General features: G+C 63.2%; 19 protein-coding genes, 1 tRNA gene and 1 pseudogene. 11 read left to right on the forward strand and 10 right to left on the reverse strand.

What is annotated here, in order from left to right:
• The first annotated feature begins 32 nt into the window (after positions 1 to 32).
• On the forward strand, positions 33 to 1,637 hold the full coding sequence (gene ggt / locus AC070A_RS12690; protein WP_058325425.1) for a gamma-glutamyltransferase: 1,605 nt from the start codon (positions 33 to 35) through the stop codon (positions 1,635 to 1,637).
• Between the two features lie 104 nt (positions 1,638 to 1,741).
• Here the strand turns inward: ggt and AC070A_RS12695 are convergent.
• A tRNA-Gln gene (locus AC070A_RS12695) sits at positions 1,742 to 1,815 on the reverse strand.
• Positions 1,816 to 2,188: 373 nt separating this feature from the next.
• Between AC070A_RS12695 and AC070A_RS12700 the strand changes: the two genes are divergently transcribed.
• Genes AC070A_RS12700 through AC070A_RS12710 form a run of 3 tightly spaced genes read left to right on the forward strand, consistent with a single transcriptional unit; the run spans position 2,189 to position 4,888 of the window.
• Entirely contained in the window at positions 2,189 to 3,772 is a 1,584-nt protein-coding gene (locus tag AC070A_RS12700; RefSeq protein ID WP_112994570.1) for a Ppx/GppA phosphatase family protein, read from the forward strand.
• Positions 3,769 to 4,506, forward strand: a complete 738-nt coding sequence (locus AC070A_RS12705; RefSeq protein ID WP_093231993.1) for an RlmE family RNA methyltransferase — start codon at positions 3,769 to 3,771, stop codon at positions 4,504 to 4,506. The genes AC070A_RS12700 and AC070A_RS12705 overlap by 4 nt, the downstream gene beginning before the upstream one ends.
• A gap of 1 nt (position 4,507) precedes the next feature.
• Positions 4,508 to 4,888 carry a VOC family protein gene (locus AC070A_RS12710; protein WP_093231994.1) on the forward strand — a complete coding sequence of 127 codons (381 nt, stop codon included), beginning with the start codon at positions 4,508 to 4,510 and terminating at the stop codon, positions 4,886 to 4,888.
• Between the two features lie 61 nt (positions 4,889 to 4,949).
• On the opposite strand, the gene AC070A_RS12715 is transcribed toward AC070A_RS12710, so the two are convergent.
• Positions 4,950 to 6,359, reverse strand: a complete 1,410-nt coding sequence (locus tag AC070A_RS12715; RefSeq protein WP_058325428.1) for a DHA2 family efflux MFS transporter permease subunit — start codon at positions 6,357 to 6,359, stop codon at positions 4,950 to 4,952.
• 189 nt (positions 6,360 to 6,548) lie between these two features.
• On the opposite strand from AC070A_RS12715, the pseudogene AC070A_RS12720 reads away from it, so the two are divergent.
• The 5 genes and pseudogenes from AC070A_RS12720 (at position 6,549) to AC070A_RS12740 (ending at position 11,939) form a co-directional block, all read left to right on the forward strand.
• Positions 6,549 to 7,536, forward strand: a pseudogene (locus tag AC070A_RS12720) (MBL fold metallo-hydrolase).
• 215 nt (positions 7,537 to 7,751) lie between these two features.
• The gene (guaB, locus tag AC070A_RS12725) at positions 7,752 to 9,254 is read left to right on the forward strand and encodes an IMP dehydrogenase (protein ID WP_093231996.1); all 1,503 of its coding nucleotides are present in this window, start codon (positions 7,752 to 7,754) and stop codon (positions 9,252 to 9,254) included.
• Between the two features lie 99 nt (positions 9,255 to 9,353).
• Complete coding sequence (locus AC070A_RS12730; RefSeq protein WP_093231997.1) at positions 9,354 to 9,770, forward strand: MAPEG family protein; 417 nt, start codon at positions 9,354 to 9,356, stop codon at positions 9,768 to 9,770.
• A 143-nt stretch (positions 9,771 to 9,913) separates the two neighbouring features.
• Positions 9,914 to 10,942 carry an alcohol dehydrogenase AdhP gene (gene adhP, locus AC070A_RS12735; protein ID WP_112994569.1) on the forward strand — a complete coding sequence of 343 codons (1,029 nt, stop codon included), beginning with the start codon at positions 9,914 to 9,916 and terminating at the stop codon, positions 10,940 to 10,942.
• Positions 10,943 to 11,063: 121 nt separating this feature from the next.
• A complete protein-coding gene (locus AC070A_RS12740; RefSeq protein WP_112994568.1) occupies positions 11,064 to 11,939 on the forward strand; it encodes a dienelactone hydrolase family protein in 876 nt (291 codons plus the stop codon).
• A 12-nt stretch (positions 11,940 to 11,951) separates the two neighbouring features.
• Here the strand turns inward: AC070A_RS12740 and AC070A_RS12745 are convergent, their stop codons facing one another.
• The gene (locus AC070A_RS12745; RefSeq protein WP_057250919.1) at positions 11,952 to 12,863 is read right to left on the reverse strand and encodes a hydrogen peroxide-inducible genes activator; all 912 of its coding nucleotides are present in this window, start codon (positions 12,861 to 12,863) and stop codon (positions 11,952 to 11,954) included.
• 188 nt (positions 12,864 to 13,051) lie between these two features.
• On the opposite strand from AC070A_RS12745, the gene katA reads away from it, so the two are divergent.
• A complete protein-coding gene (gene katA, locus AC070A_RS12750; RefSeq protein ID WP_112994567.1) occupies positions 13,052 to 14,536 on the forward strand; it encodes a catalase KatA in 1,485 nt (494 codons plus the stop codon).
• 91 nt (positions 14,537 to 14,627) lie between these two features.
• Here the strand turns inward: katA and AC070A_RS12755 are convergent, their stop codons facing one another.
• Positions 14,628 to 15,578: a LysR substrate-binding domain-containing protein gene (locus AC070A_RS12755; protein ID WP_112994599.1), complete on the reverse strand. Its 951-nt coding sequence runs from the start codon at positions 15,576 to 15,578 to the stop codon at positions 14,628 to 14,630.
• A gap of 207 nt (positions 15,579 to 15,785) precedes the next feature.
• Here AC070A_RS12755 and AC070A_RS12760 point away from each other — a divergent pair, with 207 nt between their 5' ends.
• Positions 15,786 to 16,073, forward strand: a complete 288-nt coding sequence (locus AC070A_RS12760) for a YjiS-like domain-containing protein (RefSeq protein ID WP_057250915.1) — start codon at positions 15,786 to 15,788, stop codon at positions 16,071 to 16,073.
• A 344-nt stretch (positions 16,074 to 16,417) separates the two neighbouring features.
• On the opposite strand, the gene AC070A_RS12765 is transcribed toward AC070A_RS12760, so the two are convergent.
• The 6 genes from AC070A_RS12765 to AC070A_RS12790 all read right to left on the reverse strand — a co-directional run bounded on the left by AC070A_RS12765 (position 16,418) and on the right by AC070A_RS12790 (position 22,883).
• Positions 16,418 to 17,245 carry a DUF937 domain-containing protein gene (locus tag AC070A_RS12765; protein ID WP_112994566.1) on the reverse strand — a complete coding sequence of 276 codons (828 nt, stop codon included), beginning with the start codon at positions 17,243 to 17,245 and terminating at the stop codon, positions 16,418 to 16,420.
• Positions 17,246 to 17,358: 113 nt separating this feature from the next.
• The gene (locus AC070A_RS12770; RefSeq protein ID WP_112994565.1) at positions 17,359 to 18,732 is read right to left on the reverse strand and encodes a glutamate--cysteine ligase; all 1,374 of its coding nucleotides are present in this window, start codon (positions 18,730 to 18,732) and stop codon (positions 17,359 to 17,361) included.
• A gap of 258 nt (positions 18,733 to 18,990) precedes the next feature.
• Positions 18,991 to 19,728, reverse strand: a complete 738-nt coding sequence (locus AC070A_RS12775) for a 16S rRNA (uracil(1498)-N(3))-methyltransferase (protein WP_112994564.1) — start codon at positions 19,726 to 19,728, stop codon at positions 18,991 to 18,993.
• Positions 19,729 to 19,738: 10 nt separating this feature from the next.
• A complete protein-coding gene (locus AC070A_RS12780) occupies positions 19,739 to 21,244 on the reverse strand; it encodes an inorganic phosphate transporter (protein WP_113736757.1) in 1,506 nt (501 codons plus the stop codon).
• A gap of 137 nt (positions 21,245 to 21,381) precedes the next feature.
• Positions 21,382 to 21,888 carry an NUDIX hydrolase gene (locus AC070A_RS12785; RefSeq protein WP_112994563.1) on the reverse strand — a complete coding sequence of 169 codons (507 nt, stop codon included), beginning with the start codon at positions 21,886 to 21,888 and terminating at the stop codon, positions 21,382 to 21,384.
• Positions 21,889 to 22,094: 206 nt separating this feature from the next.
• Entirely contained in the window at positions 22,095 to 22,883 is a 789-nt protein-coding gene (locus tag AC070A_RS12790; protein ID WP_218372963.1) for a FadR/GntR family transcriptional regulator, read from the reverse strand.
• Positions 22,884 to 22,939 lie beyond the last annotated feature (56 nt).

Below are 22,939 nucleotides of genomic sequence, written 5' to 3' on the forward strand. Positions count from 1 at the left end.
AGTTGTCCCTATGTTCTTGGAGTTCCCGTTCCATGCGTGACCTGCACCTGCCTGGCCGCTCCGTCGTCATGGGCCGGCATGGCGCCGCCGCCACGTCGCACGCCCTTGCCACGCTCGCCGCCATCGAGATTCTGCGTCGGGGCGGCAATGCCGCTGACGCCGCGATTGCCGCCTGCGCCGTGCAATGCGTGGTCGAGCCGGGCTCGACCGGCATCGGCGGCGACAATTTCGTTCTCTTCGCCCCCGCCGGCACCAATCTCGCCGATGGCGGTCGGGTCTATGGCCTCAACGGTTCGGGCCGTGCGCCCGAGGGCCTTACCGCAGAACACCTGCTGAAACAGGGACTGAACGAGATCCCGCTCACCTCGGTGCACGCCGTCACCATCCCCGGCGCGGTCGATGCTTGGAGCAAGCTGAACCGGCGTTTCGGTTCCATGCCGCTCGGTGAACTGCTGCAGCCCGCCATCCGCCACGCGGAGGAGGGATTTGCGGTCACCGAAAGGGTCGCCGTCGATTGGAACCGCAACGAAGACAAGCTGAAGGCGGACCCCAACAGCGCCCGCATGTGGTTGAAGGACGGTCGCGCCCTGCGGACCGGTGAGGTCTTCCGCCAGCCCGAGCACGCGAAAGTCCTGCGGGAGATCGCCGCCAAGGGCCGCGATGGTTTCTATTCAGGCTGGGTCGCCGAGGACATGGTGGGCTACCTGCGCAGCCTCGGCGGCATGCACGCGCTCGACGATTTCGCCACGCAGGAGGCCTTCTGGGTCGATCCGATTTCTACGACCTATCGCGGCATAGAACTTCTGGAAATCCCGCCAAGCGGAGTCGGCATTACCACCTTGCTGATACTCAATATCCTGAGCGGCTTCGATCTGAAGAAATACGATCCGGTCGGCGTCGAGCGTTTCCATATCGAAGCCGAGGCGACGAGGCTGGCCTTCCAGGCGCGTGACAGGTATGTCGCCGACCCCGACTTTGCCGATGTGCCGGTACAAAAGCTGCTTTCGGCCGCCTTTGCCGACGAGCTGCGCGACCGCATCGACCTGAAGAAGGCCATGCCGGTGGTTGGTCCAGCCGGTGCCACCACCTATCGCGACACGGTCTACATCAGCGTCGTCGACGAAAAGGGCAACGCCTGTTCCTTCATCAATTCGCTGTTCTGGCCTTACGGCACGGGCATCAGCAGCCCGAAGACCGGCGTTCTGCTGCAAAACCGCGGTGTCGGCTTTCGCGTTGATCCTGCGCACCCCAATTGCGTGGGACCGCGCAAACGCCCGCTGCACACGATCATCCCGGCGATGGCGATGAAGGATGGCAAGCCGTGGCTCTCCTTCGGGGTGATGGGCGGCGGCTTCCAACCGGTTGGGCAGAGCCACGTGCTGACCAACATCGTCGATTTCGGCATGAACGTGCAGGAAGCGATCGACTGCGCCCGCGGCTTCCACCAGATGGGCCGCTTCGAGGCAGAACGCGGCATCCGCGAGGACGTGCTGAAAGGGCTCGCCGCATTCGGCCACGAGATCAAGATGGCCGAGATGCCGCACGGCGGCGGCCAGGCGATCCTGATCGATTCGGTCAACGGCGTGTTGCAGACGGGCTCGGATCCGCGCAAGGACGGCTGCGCCCTGGCTTTCTAGGGCTAGCGGACTGCCGTTGGTCACACCGCGCATGAAAAGGTGCGATGATGCTGGGCCGCGGGCGCTCGTTTCGCCATAAATTCGGTTCTATCGCAGGAAGAGTTTGGCTGGGGAACCTGGATTCGAACCAGGACTAACGGAGTCAGAGTCCGCTGGTCTACCGTTAACCTATTCCCCAAGGTCGCTGTCGGGCGCTGCCCGTCGCGTCGGTGTGGCGGGCTTATAAACAAAAGCGCGGCCAATGCAAATACCTTTTGGCAAAAAAATGCGATCTCGATGTGGCGGCGGGATTTTTGCACCGATTTGCCGGTACCGACGGTACGTCGTGGTGCCGCCCATTTGCGGCCGGGCGGCGGCGCTGGACACGATTGCGAGGGGGTGCAGATCGCCATCGCCGTCCGCAGTGTTGACCGTATCCGGCCTTACCCCTTGGCAGCACAGTCAAAAACAGTTTGGCGAACGGGGCTTGCGCTGGTACAGTCGCGCCAACGAAAAATCGAGAGAGCGCCTTGAGCGGCCCCTGGGCTTGCGCGGCGCCATGGTTGAGACAAGTGAAAGACCCCGATCACGGCGAAAAGCCGTCCGAATCCGGGGCGTCGGCAGCAGGCCGCAGTGATGGATCGAAGCTCGGTCCGCGCAACGGCAAGGGCAAGCGGAAACGACGCAAGTCGTCTGCTTCGCCGTCTGCAATTGCCAGCCAGCCCGGCATTGCCGGCATGGCACGGCGTCCCGCAGGAGAGAACGAGGCGGAACCGGCGCGCAAGCGCAAACGGCGTCGTCGTTCGAAATCCGCAAAACAACAGGCCGCAGTCGCGTCCGCGCCGCAGGGCGGCAGCGCGCAACTCGTTGAGTCGTCGCTCGGCGAGCGCAAGGGCCACAAGCGCAGCAAGAAGGCGCGGCATCGCCGTGGGCTCCAGGGGCGTCCGCTCACGAGCGGCGAGCGCCAGCCGGCCCAGCAAAGGGCTGCCGATGGCGGCAATGGGCGATCGGGGCCCTCCGCCTCCAACGGGCAGACGGCGTCACAGCAGCGGCCGGGCCAGCGCGCCGATCAACCGCGCGCGCCCTATGTTGCCGCCAGCGAACCGCCGGCGCCGCTTTATGCCGCGCTTGACCTCGGCACCAACAATTGCCGGCTTTTGATCGCTCAGCCGACGCGCCCCGGCCAGTTCCGGGTGGTCGACGCCTTTTCGCGCATCGTTCGCCTGGGCGAGGGGCTCGGTGCCAGCGGCCGGTTGTCAGACGAGGCGATGGAGCGCGCGGTCGAAGCGTTGAAGATCTGCGCCTCGAAGCTCGGTGCCCGCACGATTCGCCGCAGCCGCCTGATCGCGACGGAGGCCGCGCGCGCCGCCGAAAACGGCGAAAGCTTCCTTGAGCGGGTGGCGCGGGAGACCGGCCTTGATCTCGAGATCATCAACCGCGAAACCGAAGCGCGGCTTGCCGTCTCCGGCTGCTCGTCGCTCGTCGATCGCGAGACCCGTTCGGTCGTGCTCTTCGATATCGGCGGCGGCTCGTCCGAGATCGCCGTAATCCGCATCGGCGATTCCAGGTCGAACCGGCTTGCCAATCACATCACCCACTGGACCTCGCTGCCGGTCGGCGTCGTCACGCTCTCCGAGCGCCATGGCGGCCAGCACGTGACGCCGGCAAGCTTCGAGGCGATGGTGCAGGAGGTGGAGGGCATGCTCTCCCGCTTCGACAGCCCACCGGTCGAGGCGCTGGCAAACGGCGCCTCCGGCAGCGGCTTCCACCTGATCGGCACATCCGGCACGGTCACGACACTTGCCGGCGTGCATCTCGACCTGCCGCGCTACGATCGCCGCCGCGTCGATGGCCTGTGGCTCACCGATGACGAAGTCTCCGCCATGCAGGCGCGCCTGCTCTCCTGGGATTTCAATGCGCGTGCCGCCAATCCCTGCATCGGTCCGGATCGTGCAGACCTGGTGCTGGCCGGCTGTGCGATCCTCGAAGCGATCCGCCGCCGCTGGCCGTCGACGCGCATGCGTGTCGCCGATCGCGGCCTGCGCGAAGGGCTGCTCACCGATATGATGGCGGACGACGGAGCCTGGCGCCGCTCGCGGCCGCGCCGTCACCAGCGCGGCGCCAACGCCGGCAGCCAGGAAGGAAACAAGGCATGACGAAACCCCCTGTTGGCGGCAACCGCAGCGGCCGCAAGCTTGGCCAGAAGGTCAAGAAGGGCAAGCTCAAGGCATCCTCCCGCCGCTGGCTGGAGCGCCACATCAACGATCCCTATGTGCAGCGCGCCCAGCTCGAGGGCTATCGCGCCCGTGCGGCGTTCAAGCTTTTGGAGATCGACGAGAAGCACAAGATCCTGAACGGCGCTCGCCGCATCATCGACCTCGGTGCCGCCCCCGGAAGCTGGACGCAGATCGCCGCCAAGGTCACCAATTCGACCGATGCCGATCCCCGCGTTGCGGCGATCGACTTCCTCGAAGTGGACCCGATCCCGGGCGTGCGTATTCTGCAGATGGACTTCCTCGACCCTGAAGCGCCGGAAAAGCTCAAGGAAGCGATCGGCGGTACGCCGGATCTGGTGATTTCGGACATGGCGGCACCGACGACCGGACACCGCCAGACCGACCACCTGCGCACCATGCATCTCTGCGAGGTCGCCGCCTATTTCGCCGTCGACGTGCTTGCCGAGGGCGGGCATTTCCTGGCGAAGACCTTCCAGGGCGGCACGGAGCGCGAACTGCTCAATATGCTCAAGCAGAATTTCCGTCAGGTCATCCATGTGAAGCCGGCATCGTCGCGGTCCGAATCGGTCGAAATGTTCCTGCTCGCCAAGGGCTTCAAGGGGCGCCAGAAGGCCGGAAACGAAACGGAAACCGAAGACGAGGCGGCGGAATAGCATGCTGCTCTACGTGACCGTCGGCACCAACGATCTGGAACGCGCCGGCGCGTTCTATGACGCGGTGTTGCCGGCGCTCGGCTATCACCGCCAACGGCAGGACGAGACCGAGATCGGTTACGGTGCTGCGGGCGACCGCATCCGCTTCTGGGTGGTGACGCCCTTCAACCGCGCGCCCGCCACCTATGGCAACGGCGTGAGCATCGCGCTTGACGCCAAGACGCGCTCAGCCGTCGATGCCTTCCACGCGGCAGCCCTTGCCAATGGCGGTATCGACGAGGGCGCACCGGGGCTGCGCCCGTTCCACGCGAACTTCTACGGCACCTGGGTTCGCGATCTCGACGGCAACAAGCTCGCCGCCGTGTGCGAGCGCCCTGAATAGCTCTCGCTGTTGGCGCCGTCCTTTCGGACGGAAAATCGCCGCGCGTTTCCCTGAAATATCCTTACTTCCCCGCGGCCGACTCGACTTCGCGCACTGGTAGCCGGTGCCCGGAAACCGAGGCGCCGGCGTTCTTCGCCATGGTCAGGAACGGGATCGCCGCGATCAGGTTGGCGCCGGCGATGATCATGAAGGCGGTGTGGAAATCGTCGAGCTGCAGCGGGCCGCCGCTGAGTTTGGTCTCGATTTCCAGGATCGCGCCGGCAACGGCGACGCCGAGCGCCAGGCTGATCTGCTGCAGCACCGCGCTCATCGAGGTCGCCTTGCTGGCGTCCGCATCGTCGATATCGGCGAAGGAAAGCGCGTTGACGCTGGTAAAGAAGAAGGAACGGGCGAAGCCTGCAATCAGCAGGATGGTGATCATCACCAGATAGGGCGTCGCCGGCGTGAAGAAGCCATTGGCGAAGGTGGTGATCGCAGCGAGGATTGCGGCGAGGATCAATGTCGTACGGAAGCCGGCGAAGGCAAGCACGCGCCGCGCGTAGAACTTGGTGGTGATGGCTCCGACTGCGCCGATGAAGGTGATGAGACCGGACTGGAACGGATTGAGCCCAAAGCCGACCTGCAGCATCAAGGGCATCAGGAAGGGCACTGCGCCGACCGAGATACGAAAGATCGTGCCGCCGATCGAGGCGGCGCGAAACGCGCTGTCCTTGAAGAGATTGAGATCGAGAACCGGCGCCGGGTGGCGGCGGGCATGACGGATATAGAGCAGAGTCGCGACCACACCGGTCACCACCGAAGCGATGCCGACGATCGGCGGTAGGGCCGGCAGGCTGATCACCGACAGGCCGAAGACGATGCCGGAGGCGGCGATGCCGCCGAGCAGGAAACCGAGAGCGTCGACCGGTGGAGGATCGCGCGGCTCCATTTTGGGCAGATAGATGCCCGAGAGGATGTAGCCGGCGATGCCGACAGGCACGTTGATCAGGAAGATCCAGTGCCAGGAGAAATAGGTGGTGATGAAGCCGCCGAGCGGCGGTCCGGCGAGCGGCCCGACCAGAGCCGGGATCGTCAAAAGCGCCATGGCCGAGACGAGTTCGCTGCGCGGCGTGCCGCGCACCAGCACGAGGCGGGCGACCGGCGTCATCATCGCCCCGCCCATGCCCTGCAGGAAGCGCGAGAAAACGAAGGCGACAAGGCTGTTGGAGATGGCGCAGAAAATGGAACCGGCGATGAAGACGAGGATCGCCGCGCGGAAAATCTTCTTGGCGCCGAAGCGGTCCGCCATCCAGCCGCTAAGCGGAATGAAGATCGCAAGCGACACCATATAGGCGGTCAGCGCCAGCTTGAGCGTGATCGGCCCGACGCCGATGTCGCGGGCGATGGCCGGCAGCGACGTGGAAATCACGGTCGAATCCATCTGCTCCATGAAGAGAGCGACGGCAAGGATCATCGGGACGATACGGTTCATGGAATGTGCTTCGAAGACGGCCAGCGATAGTGAGAAGCTAATGCCGGTGATGGCTTTTGTCGGGGCGAAACCGGTGATTGCGGATCAAAAGCCTGTGATCCTGGCTGGCCTTCGCTGTCAAGACGCTAGTTCTGGCCCAGTTGTCCATGGGGCAACGGGATCCAACAGGGCAACGAAGTGGGATGGACCATGAGTGAGATGTCGATGAAGCGCCGGACCTTGATGGGGGCGGGAACGCTGGGGTGCTGGCTGCGCCATCGTTGATGACGGGCGTTGCGGTGGCTGAGGAAAAGGCGGAAAAGACCGACATGAACGCTAGCCATCCCCCGATCCGATCTCTCAAGCTTGGCGTTTCAAGCTCGTCGTCGTCAATGACGGCACGCGCGTCACCGAGAAACCGCATGAGATCTATGGCACCAACCAGCCACAGCAGGCGGTTGCGGAACTGCTGCAACAGAACTTTCTGCCGACCGAAGCGCTGGTCAACAGTTTCTCGCCGGTTCTCGTCGATACCGGAACGGATGTCGTGCTCTTCGATACCGGCAGGGGCGAGGGCGGCCGCCAGGCCGGTATGGGCCGCCTGGCCGAAGGCATCCGTGCCGCCGGCTATGCGCCGGAGCAGATTTCGGTCGTGGTGGTGACTCATATGCACGGCGATCACATCGGCGGCCTCATGGAGGCCGGCAAGCCGGCATTCGCCAATGCCCGCTACGTGATGGGTGAAGCCGAATATGCCTTCTGGAAGGACCCGGCACGGGCAGGCACGCCGGCGGAAAATGGGCACAAGGCGGTGCTGGAGAAGATAGTGCCGCTGGCGGAGAAGACGACTTTCATCGGCGACGGCGCCGAGATCGTGCCCGGTATCTCGGCCGTCGCCGCATTCGGTCATTCGCCGGGTCACATGGTGTTCCGTCTCGATTCCGACGGCAAGGGCATGATGCTGACGGCCGATACCGCCAACCACTATGTGCTGTCGCTGCAGCGCCCCGATTGGGAAGTGCGCTTCGACATGGACAAGGCGAAGGCGGCCGAAACGCGCCGCAGGGTTTTCGACATGATCGCCAGCGACCGGCTGCCCTTCATCGGCTACCACATGCCGTTCCCGGCCGTCGGCTTCGTCGAGAAACAGGGCGAAGGCTACCGCTTCGTTCCCGTCAGCTATCAGCTCGATATCTGATCGGTATCGAGCCGGGTGAGGGGCTGCATCTCGCGAAATTGCTGCTCTGCAACAAATATCGGCCGAAGGCGGGACATTTCCCGGCTTTGGCTATTTTCATCCTGACATATCCGTGTTACGAGCCCTCGCCAACTTCCAAGACACGCTTTGAAGTCGCCCGGTGGACAAATCGCAGCCCGTCCCCGGGGGTTTTCGTTTATTGAAGGGAATTGGCCATGGCGCGCATCATCGAAACGGCAACTGGTCTGGAGGCTTTGACCTTCGACGACGTTCTGCTCCTGCCCGGACATTCCGAAGTCATGCCGGGTCAGACCAATATCGCAACCACCATTGCCCAGGACATTGACCTCAACCTGCCGATCCTGTCTTCGGCGATGGACACGGTGACCGAAGGGCGCCTCGCGATCGCCATGGCACAGGCCGGCGGCATCGGCGTCATCCACCGCAACCTGACGCCGGCCGAGCAGGCCGAAGAGGTTCGCCAGGTCAAGAAGTTCGAAAGCGGCATGGTCGTCAATCCGGTGACCATCGGCCCCGACGCCAAGCTCGCCGATGCGCTGGGCCTCATGAAGCAGCACGGCATTTCCGGCATCCCGGTCGTCGAGAACGGCGGCGCCGGTGGCCAGAAGCAGGGTCGTCTCGTCGGCATCCTCACCAACCGTGACGTCCGCTTCGCTTCCGACCCGAACCAGAAGATCCACGAGCTGATGACCCATGAGAACCTGGTCACGGTCAAGGAAAGCGTCGACCAGCAGGAAGCCAAGCGCCTCCTTCACGCGCACCGCATTGAGAAGCTTCTGGTCGTCGACGCCGACGGCCGCTGCGTCGGCCTGATCACCGTCAAGGACATCGAGAAGGCGCAGCTCAACCCGAACGCCTCCAAGGACGCGCAGGGCCGCCTTCGCGCCGCCGCCGCCATCTCGGTCGGCGATGACGGCTTTGAGCGCGCCGAGCGGTTGATCGACGCCGGCGTCGACCTGATCGTCGTCGACACCGCCCACGGCCATTCGCAGCGCGTGCTCGATGCCGTCGCCCGCGTCAAGAAGCTCTCGAACTCGGTTCGCATCATGGCCGGCAACGTCGCCACCGCCGCCGGCACCAAGGCGCTGATCGATGCCGGCGCGGATGCGGTCAAGGTCGGTATTGGCCCGGGCTCGATCTGCACCACGCGCATCGTCGCCGGCGTCGGCGTTCCGCAACTGGCCGCGATCATGGGTGCTGTCGAAGCCGCCCAGGCTGCCGGCATTCCCGTCATCGCCGACGGCGGTATCAAGTTCTCCGGCGACCTCGCCAAGGCGATCGCTGCCGGTGCTTCGGCTGTCATGATCGGCTCGCTGCTTGCCGGTACCGATGAAAGCCCGGGCGAAGTGTTCCTCTACCAGGGCCGTTCCTTCAAGGCCTATCGCGGCATGGGTTCTGTCGGCGCCATGGCTCGCGGCTCGGCGGACCGCTACTTCCAGGCGGAAGTACGCGACACGCTGAAGCTGGTTCCGGAAGGCATCGAAGGCCAGGTTCCCTACAAGGGCCCGGTTGCAGGCGTGCTCCACCAGCTCGCCGGCGGACTCAAGGCGTCCATGGGCTATGTCGGTGGTCCGACCATCAGGGAATACCAGGAGCGTGCGCAGTTCGTACGCATCTCCGGCGCCGGCCTTCGCGAAAGCCACGCCCACGACGTGACGATCACCCGCGAAAGCCCGAACTATCCGGGCGCGCACTGATCGCGATTGCATTCGAAGGGCGCCGCGTCTTCTCGCGGCGCCCTTCGCCTTTTCAGATTAAGTGTTTTTCAGAATAAGCCTTTTTTCAGGGAGCAGTGCATGACGGGTTTCGAGATCTTCTGGCCGATCGTGGTCCATGTCTTTCTCGTCTTCTGCCTTTACGCTCTCCTATCCTTCCGTCGGATGAGGCTGGTGCGCGCCGGCAAGGTGCATGCGGCTCAGTTTCGCGAGAACCGCGACGAGCCGGGCGAAAGCCTGGTGGTGAAGAACAGCATTGCCAACCAGTTCGAGCTGCCGGTTCTCTTCTACGTCTGCTGCGTGCTGCTCTACATCACCGAGGCCGACAACATCGTCTCCCTCGCGCTTGCCTGGCTTTTCGTCGTCCTGCGCTACGTGCACGCCTTCGTGCATGTCACCAGCAACCGCATCCGCTATCGCCGTCCGCTGTTCATGGGGGGCGTCGCGACGCTATTTGCCATGTGGGTGTGGCTTGCGGTCTGGATGGCGATGAGCTGATCCCGGTTCGCACCCCAAGCGAATTGGCGCAAATCTGAGACAGTCTGCGCGAACGATCCTCGCGCCTTGATGCGTATCAAGTACCCGATGCCGCCTTTGCGGGTAGTCTTTCCGAGTTGGACGACAACGCATCGGAGGACGAGATGACCGCAACGATGAAAGCCGCCGTGGTACGCGAATTCGGCAAGCCGCTGGTAATCGAGGATGTGCCGATACCGGAGCCGGGCCCCGGCCAGGTGCTGATCAAATACGAAGCGACCGGTGTCTGCCATACGGACCTGCACGCCGCCAACGGCGATTGGCCGGTAAAACCGAAGCCGCCTTTTATCCCCGGACACGAAGGCGTCGGTTATATCGCCAAGCTTGGCAGCGGCGTCACACACCTGAAGGAAGGCGACCGCGTCGGCGTGCCGTGGCTGCACACGGCCTGCGGCGGTTGCACGCCCTGCCGTACCGGCTGGGAAACGCTCTGCGGCAGCCAGCAGAACACCGGCTACTCCGTCAACGGCACCTTTGCCCAATACGGCCTTGCCGATCCGGATTTTGTCGGGCGCCTGCCGGCAAAGCTTGAATTCGGACCGGCCGCACCGATCCTCTGCGCCGGCGTCACCGTCTATAAGGGCCTGAAGGAAACCGAAGTGCGTCCTGGCGAATGGGCGCTGATTTCCGGCATCGGCGGGCTCGGCCACATGGCGGTGCAATATGCCAAGGCAATGGGCATGCATGTCGCCGCCGTCGATATCTTCCCGGACAAGTTGGCGCTTGCGCGAAAACTCGGTGCTGACCTCGTCGTCGATGCGCGTGACAAGGACGCGGTCGAGCAGGTTCAGAAGGCGACCGGCGGCGTGCACGGCGCACTGGTGACGGCGGTGGCACCCAAGGCGATGGAGCAGGCGTTCAACATGCTGCGCTCCAAGGGGACCATGGCGCTCGTCGGCCTGCCACCCGGCCAGATGTGCCTGCCGATCTTCGATACGGTGCTGAAGCGCATCACCATCCGCGGTTCGATCGTCGGCACGCGGCAGGATCTCGAGGAGTCGCTGGAGTTCGCCGGCGAGGGCAAGGTCGCCTCGCACTTCACCTGGGACAAGATCGAGAACATCAACGCGATCTTCAAACGCATGGAGGAAGGCAAGATCGACGGTCGGATCGTGCTCGATCTCAACGGCTGATCGGCCAAAACGAAACACGCAGCAGTAACGCAAGTTTGTATGTTCGCAACCGCCCGCCGACTTATTCTGTCGCGGGCGGTTCTGTCTGCCGCCGCGGGAGAACGAACCGAAGGAGGCTGACATGCAGGAACCGACAATCACACAGGCGATGATCGATGCCTATGACGAATACACGCATCTGACCCTCGATCGCCGTCGCTTCATGGAAAAGCTCACCGGACTGGCCGGTTCCGCGGCTGCGGCCGCGGCGATCGCGCCACTGCTTGCTGCCAACGGCGCCAAGGCGGAAATCGTTGCGGCGGCCGATACCCGTATCACCGGCGAGGATATCTCTTACCCCGGGGCTGGCGGCGACATGAAGGGGTACCTCGTTCGCCCAGCGGAGGTGAGCGGAAAACTGCCGGCGGTGATCGTCATTCACGAGAACCGCGGGCTCAATCCGCATATCCGCGACGTTGCTCGACGGATGGCGCTCGAAGGCTTCCTGGCGCTTGCACCGGACTTCCTGTCGCCGTCGGGTGGAACGCCGACGGACGAGGACAAGGCACGCGAGATGATCGGCGCGCTGGATGCGGCAGCAACGACGGCGAATGCAGTTGCGACCGTGGCCTTCCTGGAAGGGCACCAGCAATCGACGGGGAAGGTTGGTGCCATCGGCTTCTGCTGGGGAGGTGGCCTCGTCAACCGGCTTGCTGTCGGCTCGCCCGATCTCAGGGCCGGCGTCGCCTATTACGGCGCGCAGCCCAAGGCGGAGGATGTGCCGAAGATCAAAGCCGCCCTGCTGCTGCACTATGCCGGGCTCGACGAACGCATCAATGCCGGCATCGACGCCTATCAAAAGGCGCTGAAAGACGACGGCAAGGACGCGACGATCTATGTCTATGACGGCGTCAACCATGCCTTCAACAACGACACCTCGGCCGCGCGCTATGACAAGGCTGCCGCCGATCTCGCCTGGGGCCGGACGGTGGAATTCCTGAAGGCCAAGCTCGCCTGAGCGCGTCTTAACTCAGGCGGCCGCCGCCCGGATAATATCGTCGGCGCAGTCGCTGATTGCCGTTGCGAGCGCTTCCATGTCGCGCTCGCGCGGACTGCTGCGCCGCCAGACGAGGCCGATCTCGCGGGCCGGCTCGGGTGCGGCGAAGGGCACGATGCGGATCGAATTGCGTGCGGCCTCGGTCGCAATGGCGATTTCAGGGATCAGCGTCATGCCCATGCCATTGGCAACCATCTGCAGGAGCGTCGTCATCGAGGTCGCGCCGAACGAGACAAGGCGGCGCTTGCCGGCGGTGCTGCAGACGGCGAGCGCCTGGTCGCGCAGGCAATGGCCTTCTTCGAGCAGGAGCAACTGTTCGACATCCACCTGATCTTCGGTCAGCGGCGACATCAGGATGTTTCGCTCGTCGTCCGCCATCGCCATGTAGAAGCGGTCGGAAAAGAGCGGTTTCGTCGACAGCCCGTCGGTTTCGATCGGCAGGGCCGCGACGACGGCGTCGAGCAGACCCTCGCCGAGATCGGCGACCAGCCTCGATGTCACCGATTCCTTCAACTCGATCTCGATCGCCGGATAGACGCGGCGCAGATGCGGCACCAGCCGCGGCACGAGATAGGGCGCAAGCGTCGGGATGACGCCGATGCGGATCCGCCCTTCGAGCGTGCCGGAGCTGGCGCGTGCGCTCTGTTCCAGCATGTCCACGTCGGCGAGGATGGTGCGGGTGCGGGCCAGCACCTCTTCACCCTTGCGAGTGAGGAAAACGCCGCTGCGGCTGCGCTCCACCAGCTTCACCCCCAGGTGGTTTTCCATTTCCATGATCTGGGCGGAGAGCGCCGGCTGGCTGACATGGACCAGTTCGGCGGCCTTGCCGAAGTGGCGAGCGGAGGCAAGAGCCTCGAAATAGCGCATCTGTCGAAGTGTAAGCATGATAAGAAAATCCTATCAATTTTTAATTTATATGCAATTGGAGATTATCGAAGCCCTGTGGGAAAACCGTCTGGCCAAGGCGTCCGGGCTTTGAGCGCCGCGCGAATTGCGGCTGGCAGCCCCTCAGGCTGCTGTCGGGCAGATCTTGTCCGATCTCCCGGGCGCGAACCCTATGACAGGAGGACGCGATGTCAGATCGACCCATATTGACGACGAGTGCCGGAGCGCCGGTGCCCGACAACCAGAATTCGCTGACGGCCGGTCCGCGTGGCGGCGTCATGATGCAGGACTACCAGCTTATCGAAAAGCTGTCGCATCAAAACCGCGAGCGCATTCCCGAGCGCGCGGTGCACGCCAAGGGCTGGGGCGCCTATGGGACGCTGAAGATCACAGGCGATATCTCCAGATACACCAAGGCCAAGGTTCTGCAGCCGGGCGCTGAGACCCCGATGCTGGCGCGCTTCTCGACTGTTGCCGGTGAACTGGGTGCTGCCGACGCCGAACGCGACGTGCGCGGCTTCGCGCTGAAATTCTATACGCCCGAGGGCAATTGGGATCTCGTCGGCAACAACACGCCGATCTTCTTCGTCCGCGATGCCTACAAGTTCCCGGATTTCATCCACACACAGAAGCGCCACCCGAAGACCAACCTGCGTTCGGCGACCGCCATGTGGGATTTTTGGTCGCTTTCGCCGGAAAGCCTGCACCAGGTGACGATCCTGATGTCGGACCGCGGATGTCCGGTATCGCCGTTGCACATGAACGGCTACGGCTCCCACACCTTCTCCTTCTGGAACGACGCCGGCGAGCGCTATTGGGTGAAGTTCCACTTCAAGACCCAGCACGGCCACAAGTTCTACACCAATGCGGAAGCCGCCGAGGTGATCGGCCGGACGCGCGAAAGCTATCAGGAAGCGCTCTATGGCGCGATCGAGGAGGGCAACTATCCCCGCTGGACGCTGCAGGTGCAGATCATGCCGGAACTCGACGCGGAGAAGACACCCTACAATCCCTTCGACGTCACCAAGGTCTGGACGCATGCGGACTATCCGCCGATCGAGGTCGGCGTTCTGGAGCTCAACCGCAACCCGGAGAACTATTTCGCCGAGGTCGAGAACGCCGCCTTCTCGCCGTCGAACATCGTGCCCGGCATCGGCTTCTCGCCGGACAAGATGCTGCAGGCGCGGCTCTTCTCCTATGCCGATGCCCACCGCTATCGGCTCGGCACACACTACGAGCACATCCCGGTCAACCGACCGAAATGCCCGGTGCATCACTATCACCGTGATGGCCAGATGAACACGTTCGGCGGCATCCAGACCGGCAATCCGGATGCCTATTACGAGCCGAACTCGTTCAACGGTCCGGTCGAGCAGCCATCCGCCATGGAGCCGCCGTTGCGCATCAGCGGCGACATGGCCCGCTTCGACCACCGCGAAGGCAACGACGACTACAGCCAGCCGCGGGCGCTCTTCAACCTGTTCGATGCCGGTCAGAAGGCGCGCCTGTTCTCCAACATCGCGGCCGCCATGGGCGGCGTGCCGGGCCCGATCGTCGAGCGCCAGCTTGCGCATTTCAAGCTCGTCCATCCGGATTACGAAGCCGGCGTGCGTGCGGCGCTTCATGCGGCACACGGCTACGAAGCGGAGGCGGTCAGCACTGCCGCCGAATAGGCAGGACGAGCGCTTGACAGGCGCTGTTCTCCGGAAATGAAAAAGGCCACGTACCTGTCGGTGCGTGGCCTTTTTTGGTTTCTACCGGCTCCTACCAGCCCGGCAGCATGTGGCTCTGCCGCAGGCGCGGATAGCGCGGGAAGCCCTTGATGTCGGCTTCGAGGTCGTCGTTAGTGCTGATCGGCGTGATGTTGTCGAGGCAGGCGGTGATGTGGTTGCTGATCGCGTTGGAGAGCGAGGGCGAAAGGCCCGGCCGCTTCATGATGCCGATCTGCACCGGTGCCAGCGCGGGGAAGCCGTCGGCAAGCGTCAGCACCTTCATGCCGGGGCGCAGCGCAGATTCCGGCAGGACCGAGACGGCCATGCCGGCAAGCACGGCCGCGGCGACGACCGTCGACGACCAGCTTGTGAACAGGATCTGGTATTCGCGTCCCGTCGCATCGAGCGCTGCGCAGGCGGCCTGCCGCCAGAGGCAGTCCCGCCGGCCGACCGCAAGCGGGATCGGCGCGTTTTCCGGCAGCGGATGGTTGATCGAACTCACCCAGCAGAGAGGCTCGGTCCGGACGACATCCGAGGCGCGTGCACGCGGATTGTGCGTGACGAGCGCGATGTCGAGGTCGCCCTTCGCCATCTTCTCGGCGAGATCCACGGAGGGTTCGCAGATGATATAGAGCTCGACATTCGGATGCGTCTTGGCAAACCGCATGATGATCTCGGGCATGTAGCGGTCGGCGTAATCGTCGGGCGTGCCGATGCGGAGCGTTCCTTCAAGGCGGTTGTCGTCGAAGGAGGCGATCGCTTCATTGTTGAGGCGGATCATCCGGCGGGCGAAATTGAGTAGCCGGTCGCCTTCGACCGTCAGCCGGTTGCCGCGACCATCCTTCATGAACAGCGCCTTGCCGATGCGCTCTTCCAGGCGGCGCATCTGCATCGACACGGCGGATTGAGTCTTGAAGACCCGGTCGGCCGCCTTGGTGAAACTGCCGGTGTCGGCGATCGCGACAAAGGTCTGGAGCTGGTCGATATCGAGCGGTGCGGACATGGCCGTGATGCATCCATAAAATTGTTTGATGAATATCATTAAAAACATTCGTTGGACTGATCAATAAGGATTTGCGATCAATCAGGGGCAAATTCATCGATCCCCGGCCGGCAATTTCGCCGGCGATTCCCAAACCCTTTGGCCCGCCCCTGCGTTTGACCTCCCCGCAGGGGATGGGCCTCTTCGTGCCTGAAAAGGAGAATTGTCATGCGCACGACACAGCACGTCCTCGATCTCGACTTCGTTGCAGGAAAGCAGTCCCGCGCCGTCGGCGTGACAGGTATGCTCACGTCCGCATGGCACCAGCTCCGAAACCGATATGCGATCGGCCGTCTGAATGACATGGATGACCGCCAGCTCCTCGATATGGGGTTAAAGCGAGAAGATGTGCGCGAGGCGATCACCTCGCCCTTCTTCGACAATCCGGCGAGTTACCTGACGCGCGCCTCGCGAAACCGGGCGAGCCTCTTCTACAAGGGGACCCGCCACGACTGACCGTTGACGAGTTGGAGCGGGGTGAAAGCGGGAAACCGCACCCTCGGCCCGCTTCACGGCGCATCCCGCCGCTTAGGGTGTGCCAGTCGAGCATGATCCGCGAAAGCCAGCCGCCGCCGCGGATCATGCTGCGAATTTCAGAGTTCGGCGCTGCTGATCCTTAGAGGTCGCGCGCCCAAACGTTCCCCGCAGGGTAGAGCCAATAGACCCTGCCGCTTGGCCCGGTACATGACCAAGACATGTACCGGGCCTTTTTCTTTTGAGGTTTGCGCAAGGGCGCACGCACTCTCTCAGGCGCAGAAGGTTGCGCCGTCCAACGGAGGCGTGGTCAGGGAAGGGGCGTTTCAGCTCTTTGTGCCGGGTCCGGTCTTGTAGATATCGAACAGCGACTCGACGTTCTTCTGATATTCCTTCTGCATTTCCAGCCCGGTGTCGAACATGCTGTTCATCACCTGGGAGAACTGGGCAAGGGCCGGATTGTCCGATGCCGGCTTCTGCGCGCCGGCGGCGCCCGCCTGCATCATGTCCTGAAATGCCTTGACGAAGGGGTTGTCGGCAAAGACGTCTGATGTCTTGGCCTTCTCTTCCTTCTTGGCCATGCCAAAGAAGCCCTGCATCGCCTGCGTGAAGGGGTTGTCGAAGGGGTTCGGCTGCGGTTCCGGCTTCTTGGCAAAGCCGGCCGCTTCCATCCACTGGCGCATCGCCGCTGCCATCGGGTTGTTGGCGAAGGCGTCGCTTGCGGCGGCGAATTGCCCGGTCGTCTGCTTGAACAGTCCGCCCATCAGCGTATCGGCCATGACCGGCAGCATCTGCTTGTAGATCTCCTGGCTGATGCCGGTGACCTGCGCGGCCTGCGCGGCGATCGCGCGCGACATTTCCTTCGATCCGAACAGCTGTCCGAGAACACCGTTGCCGTCGACCATGCCCTGTGGCGTGAAGGCCTGGCTCATGTCTTCGAAGTATTTGGCGTAGTTGCCGCTGCCGAGCGCCGTGAGCAACGCGCCGAAATCATATGGATTGGCCGTGTTGCGCTTGAAGGCGGCCGAGAAGGCGGGCAGCAACGCTGCCGTCGCCTTCGTCATCTGCTCCTGGGCGAGGCCGAATTGTTGAGCCATCAGTTCGATGGCCTTACCATTCTGGGCCTGTGCGAACATGTCAAAAAGCGGTGCCATCCCAGTTCCCCTTCGGCATCTCGACGCGCGGCGCTGTAAGCGACGCATATCCTTGCACTATAACGGGAAATCGGGGGCTGGAAACCGCTTTTTGAGAGCGCCTGGCGGGCGCCTCAATATTGGTATTCGGCGAAAACCGGATCGACCGAGCCGTTCCAGCGACCATTGTAGAGTGCCAGCAGGTCTTCGGCGAGCGTCGCCTTCTTGGCGAGCACCTCGTCGAGTGGCGCGAGGAACTGGCTTTCGTCGACGCCATCCCCGTTCAGCCGGTTGCGGCGCTTCAGGCCGCCGCGCGAAATGGCGATGACTTCGCGGGCGATGTCGTAGAGGGTGCCGGTGCGGAACCTTGTCGCAAGCGCCTGAACCGGAACGGCGTCGCGCATCGCGCTCACCTCTTCGAGGGTCCAGTCGCGGGTCAGTGTCTCGGCGGCATCGAGCGCTTCGCGATCATAGAGCAGGCCGACCCAGAAGGCCGGCAGCGCACAGATCCGCCGCCACGGGCCGCCGTCGGCGCCGCGCATTTCGAGGAAGCGCTTCAGCCGAACGTCGGGGAACAGCGTCGAAAGGTGGTTGGTCCAGTCGCCCATGTTCGGCTGCCAGTCGGCGATCTCGCCCTTCAGCGCGCCGCCCATGAACTGGCGGAAGGTGACGTGGGTACAGTCATGGTAGTGGCCGTCGCGCACGACGAAGTACATCGGCACGTCGAGCGCCCATTCGACATAGTCGGCGAAGCCGAAATCCGGACGGAAGGCGGACGGCAGCAGGCCGGCGCGCTGGTTGTCGGTGTCGCGCCAGATATCGCCGCGCCAGGAGAGCAGCCCGTTCGGTTTGCCGTCGGTAAAGGGCGAGCTCGCAAACAGCGCCGTCGAAAGCGGCTGCAGCTTCAAGGACACCTGCATCTTGCGGCGCATGTCCTCTTCGGAGGAAAAGTCGAGATTCACCTGGATCGTGCAGGTGCGGTACATCATGTCGAGGCCCCTGGTGCCGACCTTGGGCATGTAGCGGCTCATGATGCCATAACGCGATTTCGGCATGCGCGGTGTCTCGGCGAAGGTCCACTTCGGGCTGCCGCCGATGCCGAGGAAACGGATGCCGAGCGGTTCGGCGACTTCGCGCAGAACCGCCAAATGCTGGTTCGATTCCTTGCAGGTCTGGTGCAGGTTTTCGAGCGGCGCGCCGGAAAGCTCGAACTGGCCGCCCGGCTCCAGCGAGATCGCGCCATTGCCCGACTGCTCGGCAAGGCCGATGATGTTGCCTTGGTCGACGATCGGTTCCCAGCCGCTCTTTGCGGCCATTCCATTCAGAAGCGCCTGGATGCTGGCCTCGCCGAAATAGGGGACGGGGCTGTTGTCCGCCTTAAAGAAGGCGAACTTTTCGTGCTCCGTGCCGATCCGGAACCGCTCCTCCGGTTTCGAACCTTCTGCCAGATAGGCGGTCAGGTCAGCGACAGAGGTTACCGGCGTCTGGTCGGTGGTATCTCGGGCCATGAGCGTCTTCTTTTGTTTGGGCGGCTCCCACTGGATAGCGGGAGTTGATGAAGGCTGCTTGAACCGTATTCAGGTGCGGTGCAAGTCAATTTCTTTCAAGATCTCATCAAAAAAAGTAGGACGATTGCTTGCGCTGGAGCAAGCTCCGTGGAACTGGGTATCGTCGACCCAACCATACCTTGTGTTGAGAGGTCCCCTTCTTCTAGGAGCCATCTTCTAGGAGAACGAGCGGCTCCCGGTTTGCCGCGGAGCGACCGGCTATCGCCAGTCGCCGACAGTCGCCTGGATGACCGCCATGGCTGCGACAGCGGCGGTGTCGGCCCTGAGGATCCGCGGTCCAAGCGGAATGCTGCTGACGAAATCGAGGCTGCGCAGCAACGTTCGCTCTGTCTCGGAGAAACCGCCTTCCGGACCGACCAGCAAAGCGAGTTTCTTCTCCTTGACGGCGGCGAGAATTGGCAACGGGTTCTGGCTGTCACTGCCTTCGTCGCAGAAGATGATGCGCCGGTCGGTGGGCCAGGTGGCCAGCACGTCCTCCAGTCGTCGCGGCTCCTCGACATCGGGAATGCCGAGCACGCCGCATTGTTCGGCCGCCTCGATGACGTTGGCGCGCACGCGCTCGATGCTGCCGAGCTTGCCCTGCACATGCTGCGTCATGACCGGCTGCAGCACGCCTGCGCCCATTTCGACGGCCTTCTGCACGAGATAGTCGAGCCTGCCGACCTTCAGCGGCGCGAAAAGATAGACGAGATCGCAAGGTTCGGGCTGCGGGCGCGTCTGCTCGACAGCGGTCAGCACCAGCTTCTTCTTGCTTGCGAAGGAGAGCTCCGCACGCCACTCGCCGTCACGTCCGTTGAAGACGAGGATCGACGAACCGTCCTCATAGCGAAGCACGTTGACCAGGTAGTTGAACTGCTCTTTGGTCGCCTCGTGGGCGGAGCCCGCATTGAGGGTATGTTCGACGAACAGTCGCTGCATGCGAAAATTGGCGCGCATATCGGGGCCTTCACATGAAAATGCTGGAGAGGATGAGGTAGAGGACGGCCGATAGCGCGGCCGAGGCGGGAACGGTGATGACCCAGGCGCCGACGATCGTCAGGAAATGCGAACGGCGTACAAGGCGCCGGCGCCGGACTTCGGCGAAGTTGGTTTCTTCCGTTTCCATGAAGTCGGCCTGCCCTGTGCGCTGTCGGACATATTGTAGGCGACGCTTGGAATTGCGGATGTACCATTCACGGAAGAAGCCGACGCCGAAGACGGCACCAACGGCCGTGTGGGTCGAACTGATCGGCAGTCCGAGCGCCGATGCCAAAAGCACCGTGACCGCGGTGGCGAGCGCGACGCAGAAGGCGCGCATCGGATTGAGCTTGGTGATTTCCTGACCGACGACGCGGATAAGCTTCGGGCCATAGAGCAGAAGACCGATCGAAATGCCGAGCGCGCCGATCGCCAGTTGCCACAAGGGAGCCGGCGATTTCTCCGTGGTGATGACGCCGTCCAGGGCCGAAACGATCGCGGATAACGGGCCGATTGCGTTGGAGACGTCGTTGGCGCCATGCGCGAAGGAGAGAAGTGCTGCAGCCAGAATGAGCGGCGCACGAAATAGTTTGCGAAGTGACTGGTTGCGGTTGTCCAGCCCCTCTGACTGTTTGTAGATCCACGGCTTGGTCAGGAAATAGACGGCAGTACCGATGATGACGCCCAGGCTGAGTCCTGTTGGCAAAGAGATTGCCGCAACCTGAACTAGGGCAATCTCCGCGAGGTATGCGGTGAAGCAGCCCGCGGTGACACTGAGAATGACCGGCATCCATCGCCTTGCGGCAGCGATCTTGTCCTCGCGGTAGATGATGAATTCCTTGAGGAAGGCGAGGAATGCTGCGGCAATTGCGCCGCCGAGAAGCGGCGAGACCGACCAGCTCAAAGTGATGCCGGCAAGCGACCACCATTGGACGCTGGAAAAACCGGCCGCGGCAATGCCGGCGCCGACGATGCCGCCGATGATCGAGTGTGTGGTGGATACAGGCGCCCCTGAATAGGTGGCGATATTGATCCAGGCCGCAGCCGAAGCGAGTGCCGACATCATGATCCAGATGATCGCTTGCGGGCCGAGCACATCTTCGCCGTAGACGATGCCTGCTTCGATCGTCAGCGCGACCTCGCGCCCGGCAAGCATCGCGCCGGCGATCTCGAAGATGGCAGCGATGATGAGCGCCGTCGCCATCGACATCGCTTTGGCGCCGACGGCCGCACCAACGTTGTTGGTCACGTCGTTGGCGCCGATGTTCATGGCCATGTAGCCGGCGATCGCTGCCGCGGCGATGATGATCGGCGCGCTCGCGGAATGGGTCACGAAACTCGCGGCAAAGGCCATGCTGAGGAGCAGAAAGAGGCCGGCGAGCGCCGGCGCCGCCAGGCTGCGGCGGACATGCTGCGACGCCTCTTCGGCAAGGCTCAGCTTGTCGAGGTCTTTGTCGATCGTCTGTTTTGCGAGGCGTATGCGCGGCTGTGCCACTGCCTGGAACTCCATTGTCACCATGGCCACTAAGGCCACTGCAACAAGCATTCAAGTGGATTTGATGGACATCGGTGCCGCGTGCGTCGGGAACCCGCATTCAGGGGCATTGCGTGCCCGGGGGATGGCCCGGAAGGCTAGCCGTTCGCAGCCTTCGGCATCGACGCAGGCGGCGCCGCCATGCGTTCGCCAAAGGCGAGGATGAGGTCCTTCAACGATGGCTCGGCCACCCGTGAAGCGGCCTCCCTGTAGTCGACCCATTCGAGCTGCCGGCGGCCTTCCTCGGGGAAGTGCTTTGCGAGGTCGTCGACTTCCAGCGCGTGGACCTGCACCTTGACCGAAATCTTCAGGCCATGGTCCATGCGCTTCTGGTAGAGATAGAATCCGATCGTCGACTTCTGCACGTGCCCTTTGACGCCGGCCTCTTCGTAGGCCTCGCGCTCGGCCACCTCGTGGGCGCGCTTGCCTTGCATCGGCCATCCCTTGGGAATGACCCAGCGGCCGGTGTCGCGGCTGGTGATCATGAGGATTTCGAGGGCCTTGGTCTTCTTGCGGATCCGATAGCAGAGCGCGGCATATTGCATGCGCGCCGGGCGGCGCAACATCAGTTGGACATCGGATGCGAGTCTGTTCAAGAAGTTCAAGGTCGTCTGCGCTCCTCTCGACGAATCAGTGTTCTTGTTTTCTGTTAAAGCCAGTATGGCAGCGTCCTGTTGCGTGTAAATGTCGCGGCCAGCGGGCAGCCGGATATGCAGTCAGCTTTCCGCTGAACTGTTGTCCAGATACGACAGGATATGGTGTTTCCGCGTCGGTTTGCCAATCGCGGGCAGCTGGGCGTAGGTCTGCTCCGTCAGTTCGCGCGGTCGCGCTGCTGCAAGCGCAGGCGGGCGATACGGTTCCATTCACCGGTGCGCTCCGCCTCGCGGGTTGCGGCGGCAACGAAGTCGATATGGTTCTGCGACGCCGCCTTTGCATTCGCCGGATCTCGCGCCATGATCGCGTCGTAGATCGCCTCGTGCTGGCCAAGCAGCCGATCGCGGGCGCCCGGCGCATCGAAAACCGAGTTGCGGTGAAAGAAGATGCCCTGCTGAAGCAGCCGATAACAGGCGCGCAGCGTATGCATCAGGATGATGTTGTGGGCGCTCTCACCGATTGCCTGGTGCAGCTCGATATCGGCCTCGAGCTCCGCGTCGAAGTCGCCGGCGGCGTGCGCCGCACGCATGCGCTCGATGATCCTGGTCAGGATGTCCCGGTCGAAATCCGTGGCGCGGGTGGCGGCCAGTTCTGCGGTCAGGCCCTCCAGCTCGCGCCGGTATTCGAGATAATCCTGGGTCGCCTTGTGATGACGGGCAATCAGGTCGATCAGCGGCTTGGAGAAAATCTTCCCTACGACATCGGCGACGAAGGTGCCGCCGCCATGGTGGCTTTCGACCAGGCCGCGTCCTTCGAGTTCCTTGAGCGCCTCGCGCAGGATCGGCCTCGATACGTCGAAGCGTTTGGAAAGCTCTCTTTCGCCCGGCAGCCGATCCCCGTCGCGCAGCACGCCTTCGAGGATCAGGAGCTCGATCTGATGTACGACTTCGTCGGCCGTGCGGCTGTGGCTGATGCGGGCGAAGAGGTCGATCTGGTCGTCGGTCACGTCTTGGTCTCCCGGATCACGATGATTTCCGGTCGTTTCGGCCAAAAGACATCGTG

Source organism: Ensifer sp. GW101-20A05 (assembly GCF_059424735.1).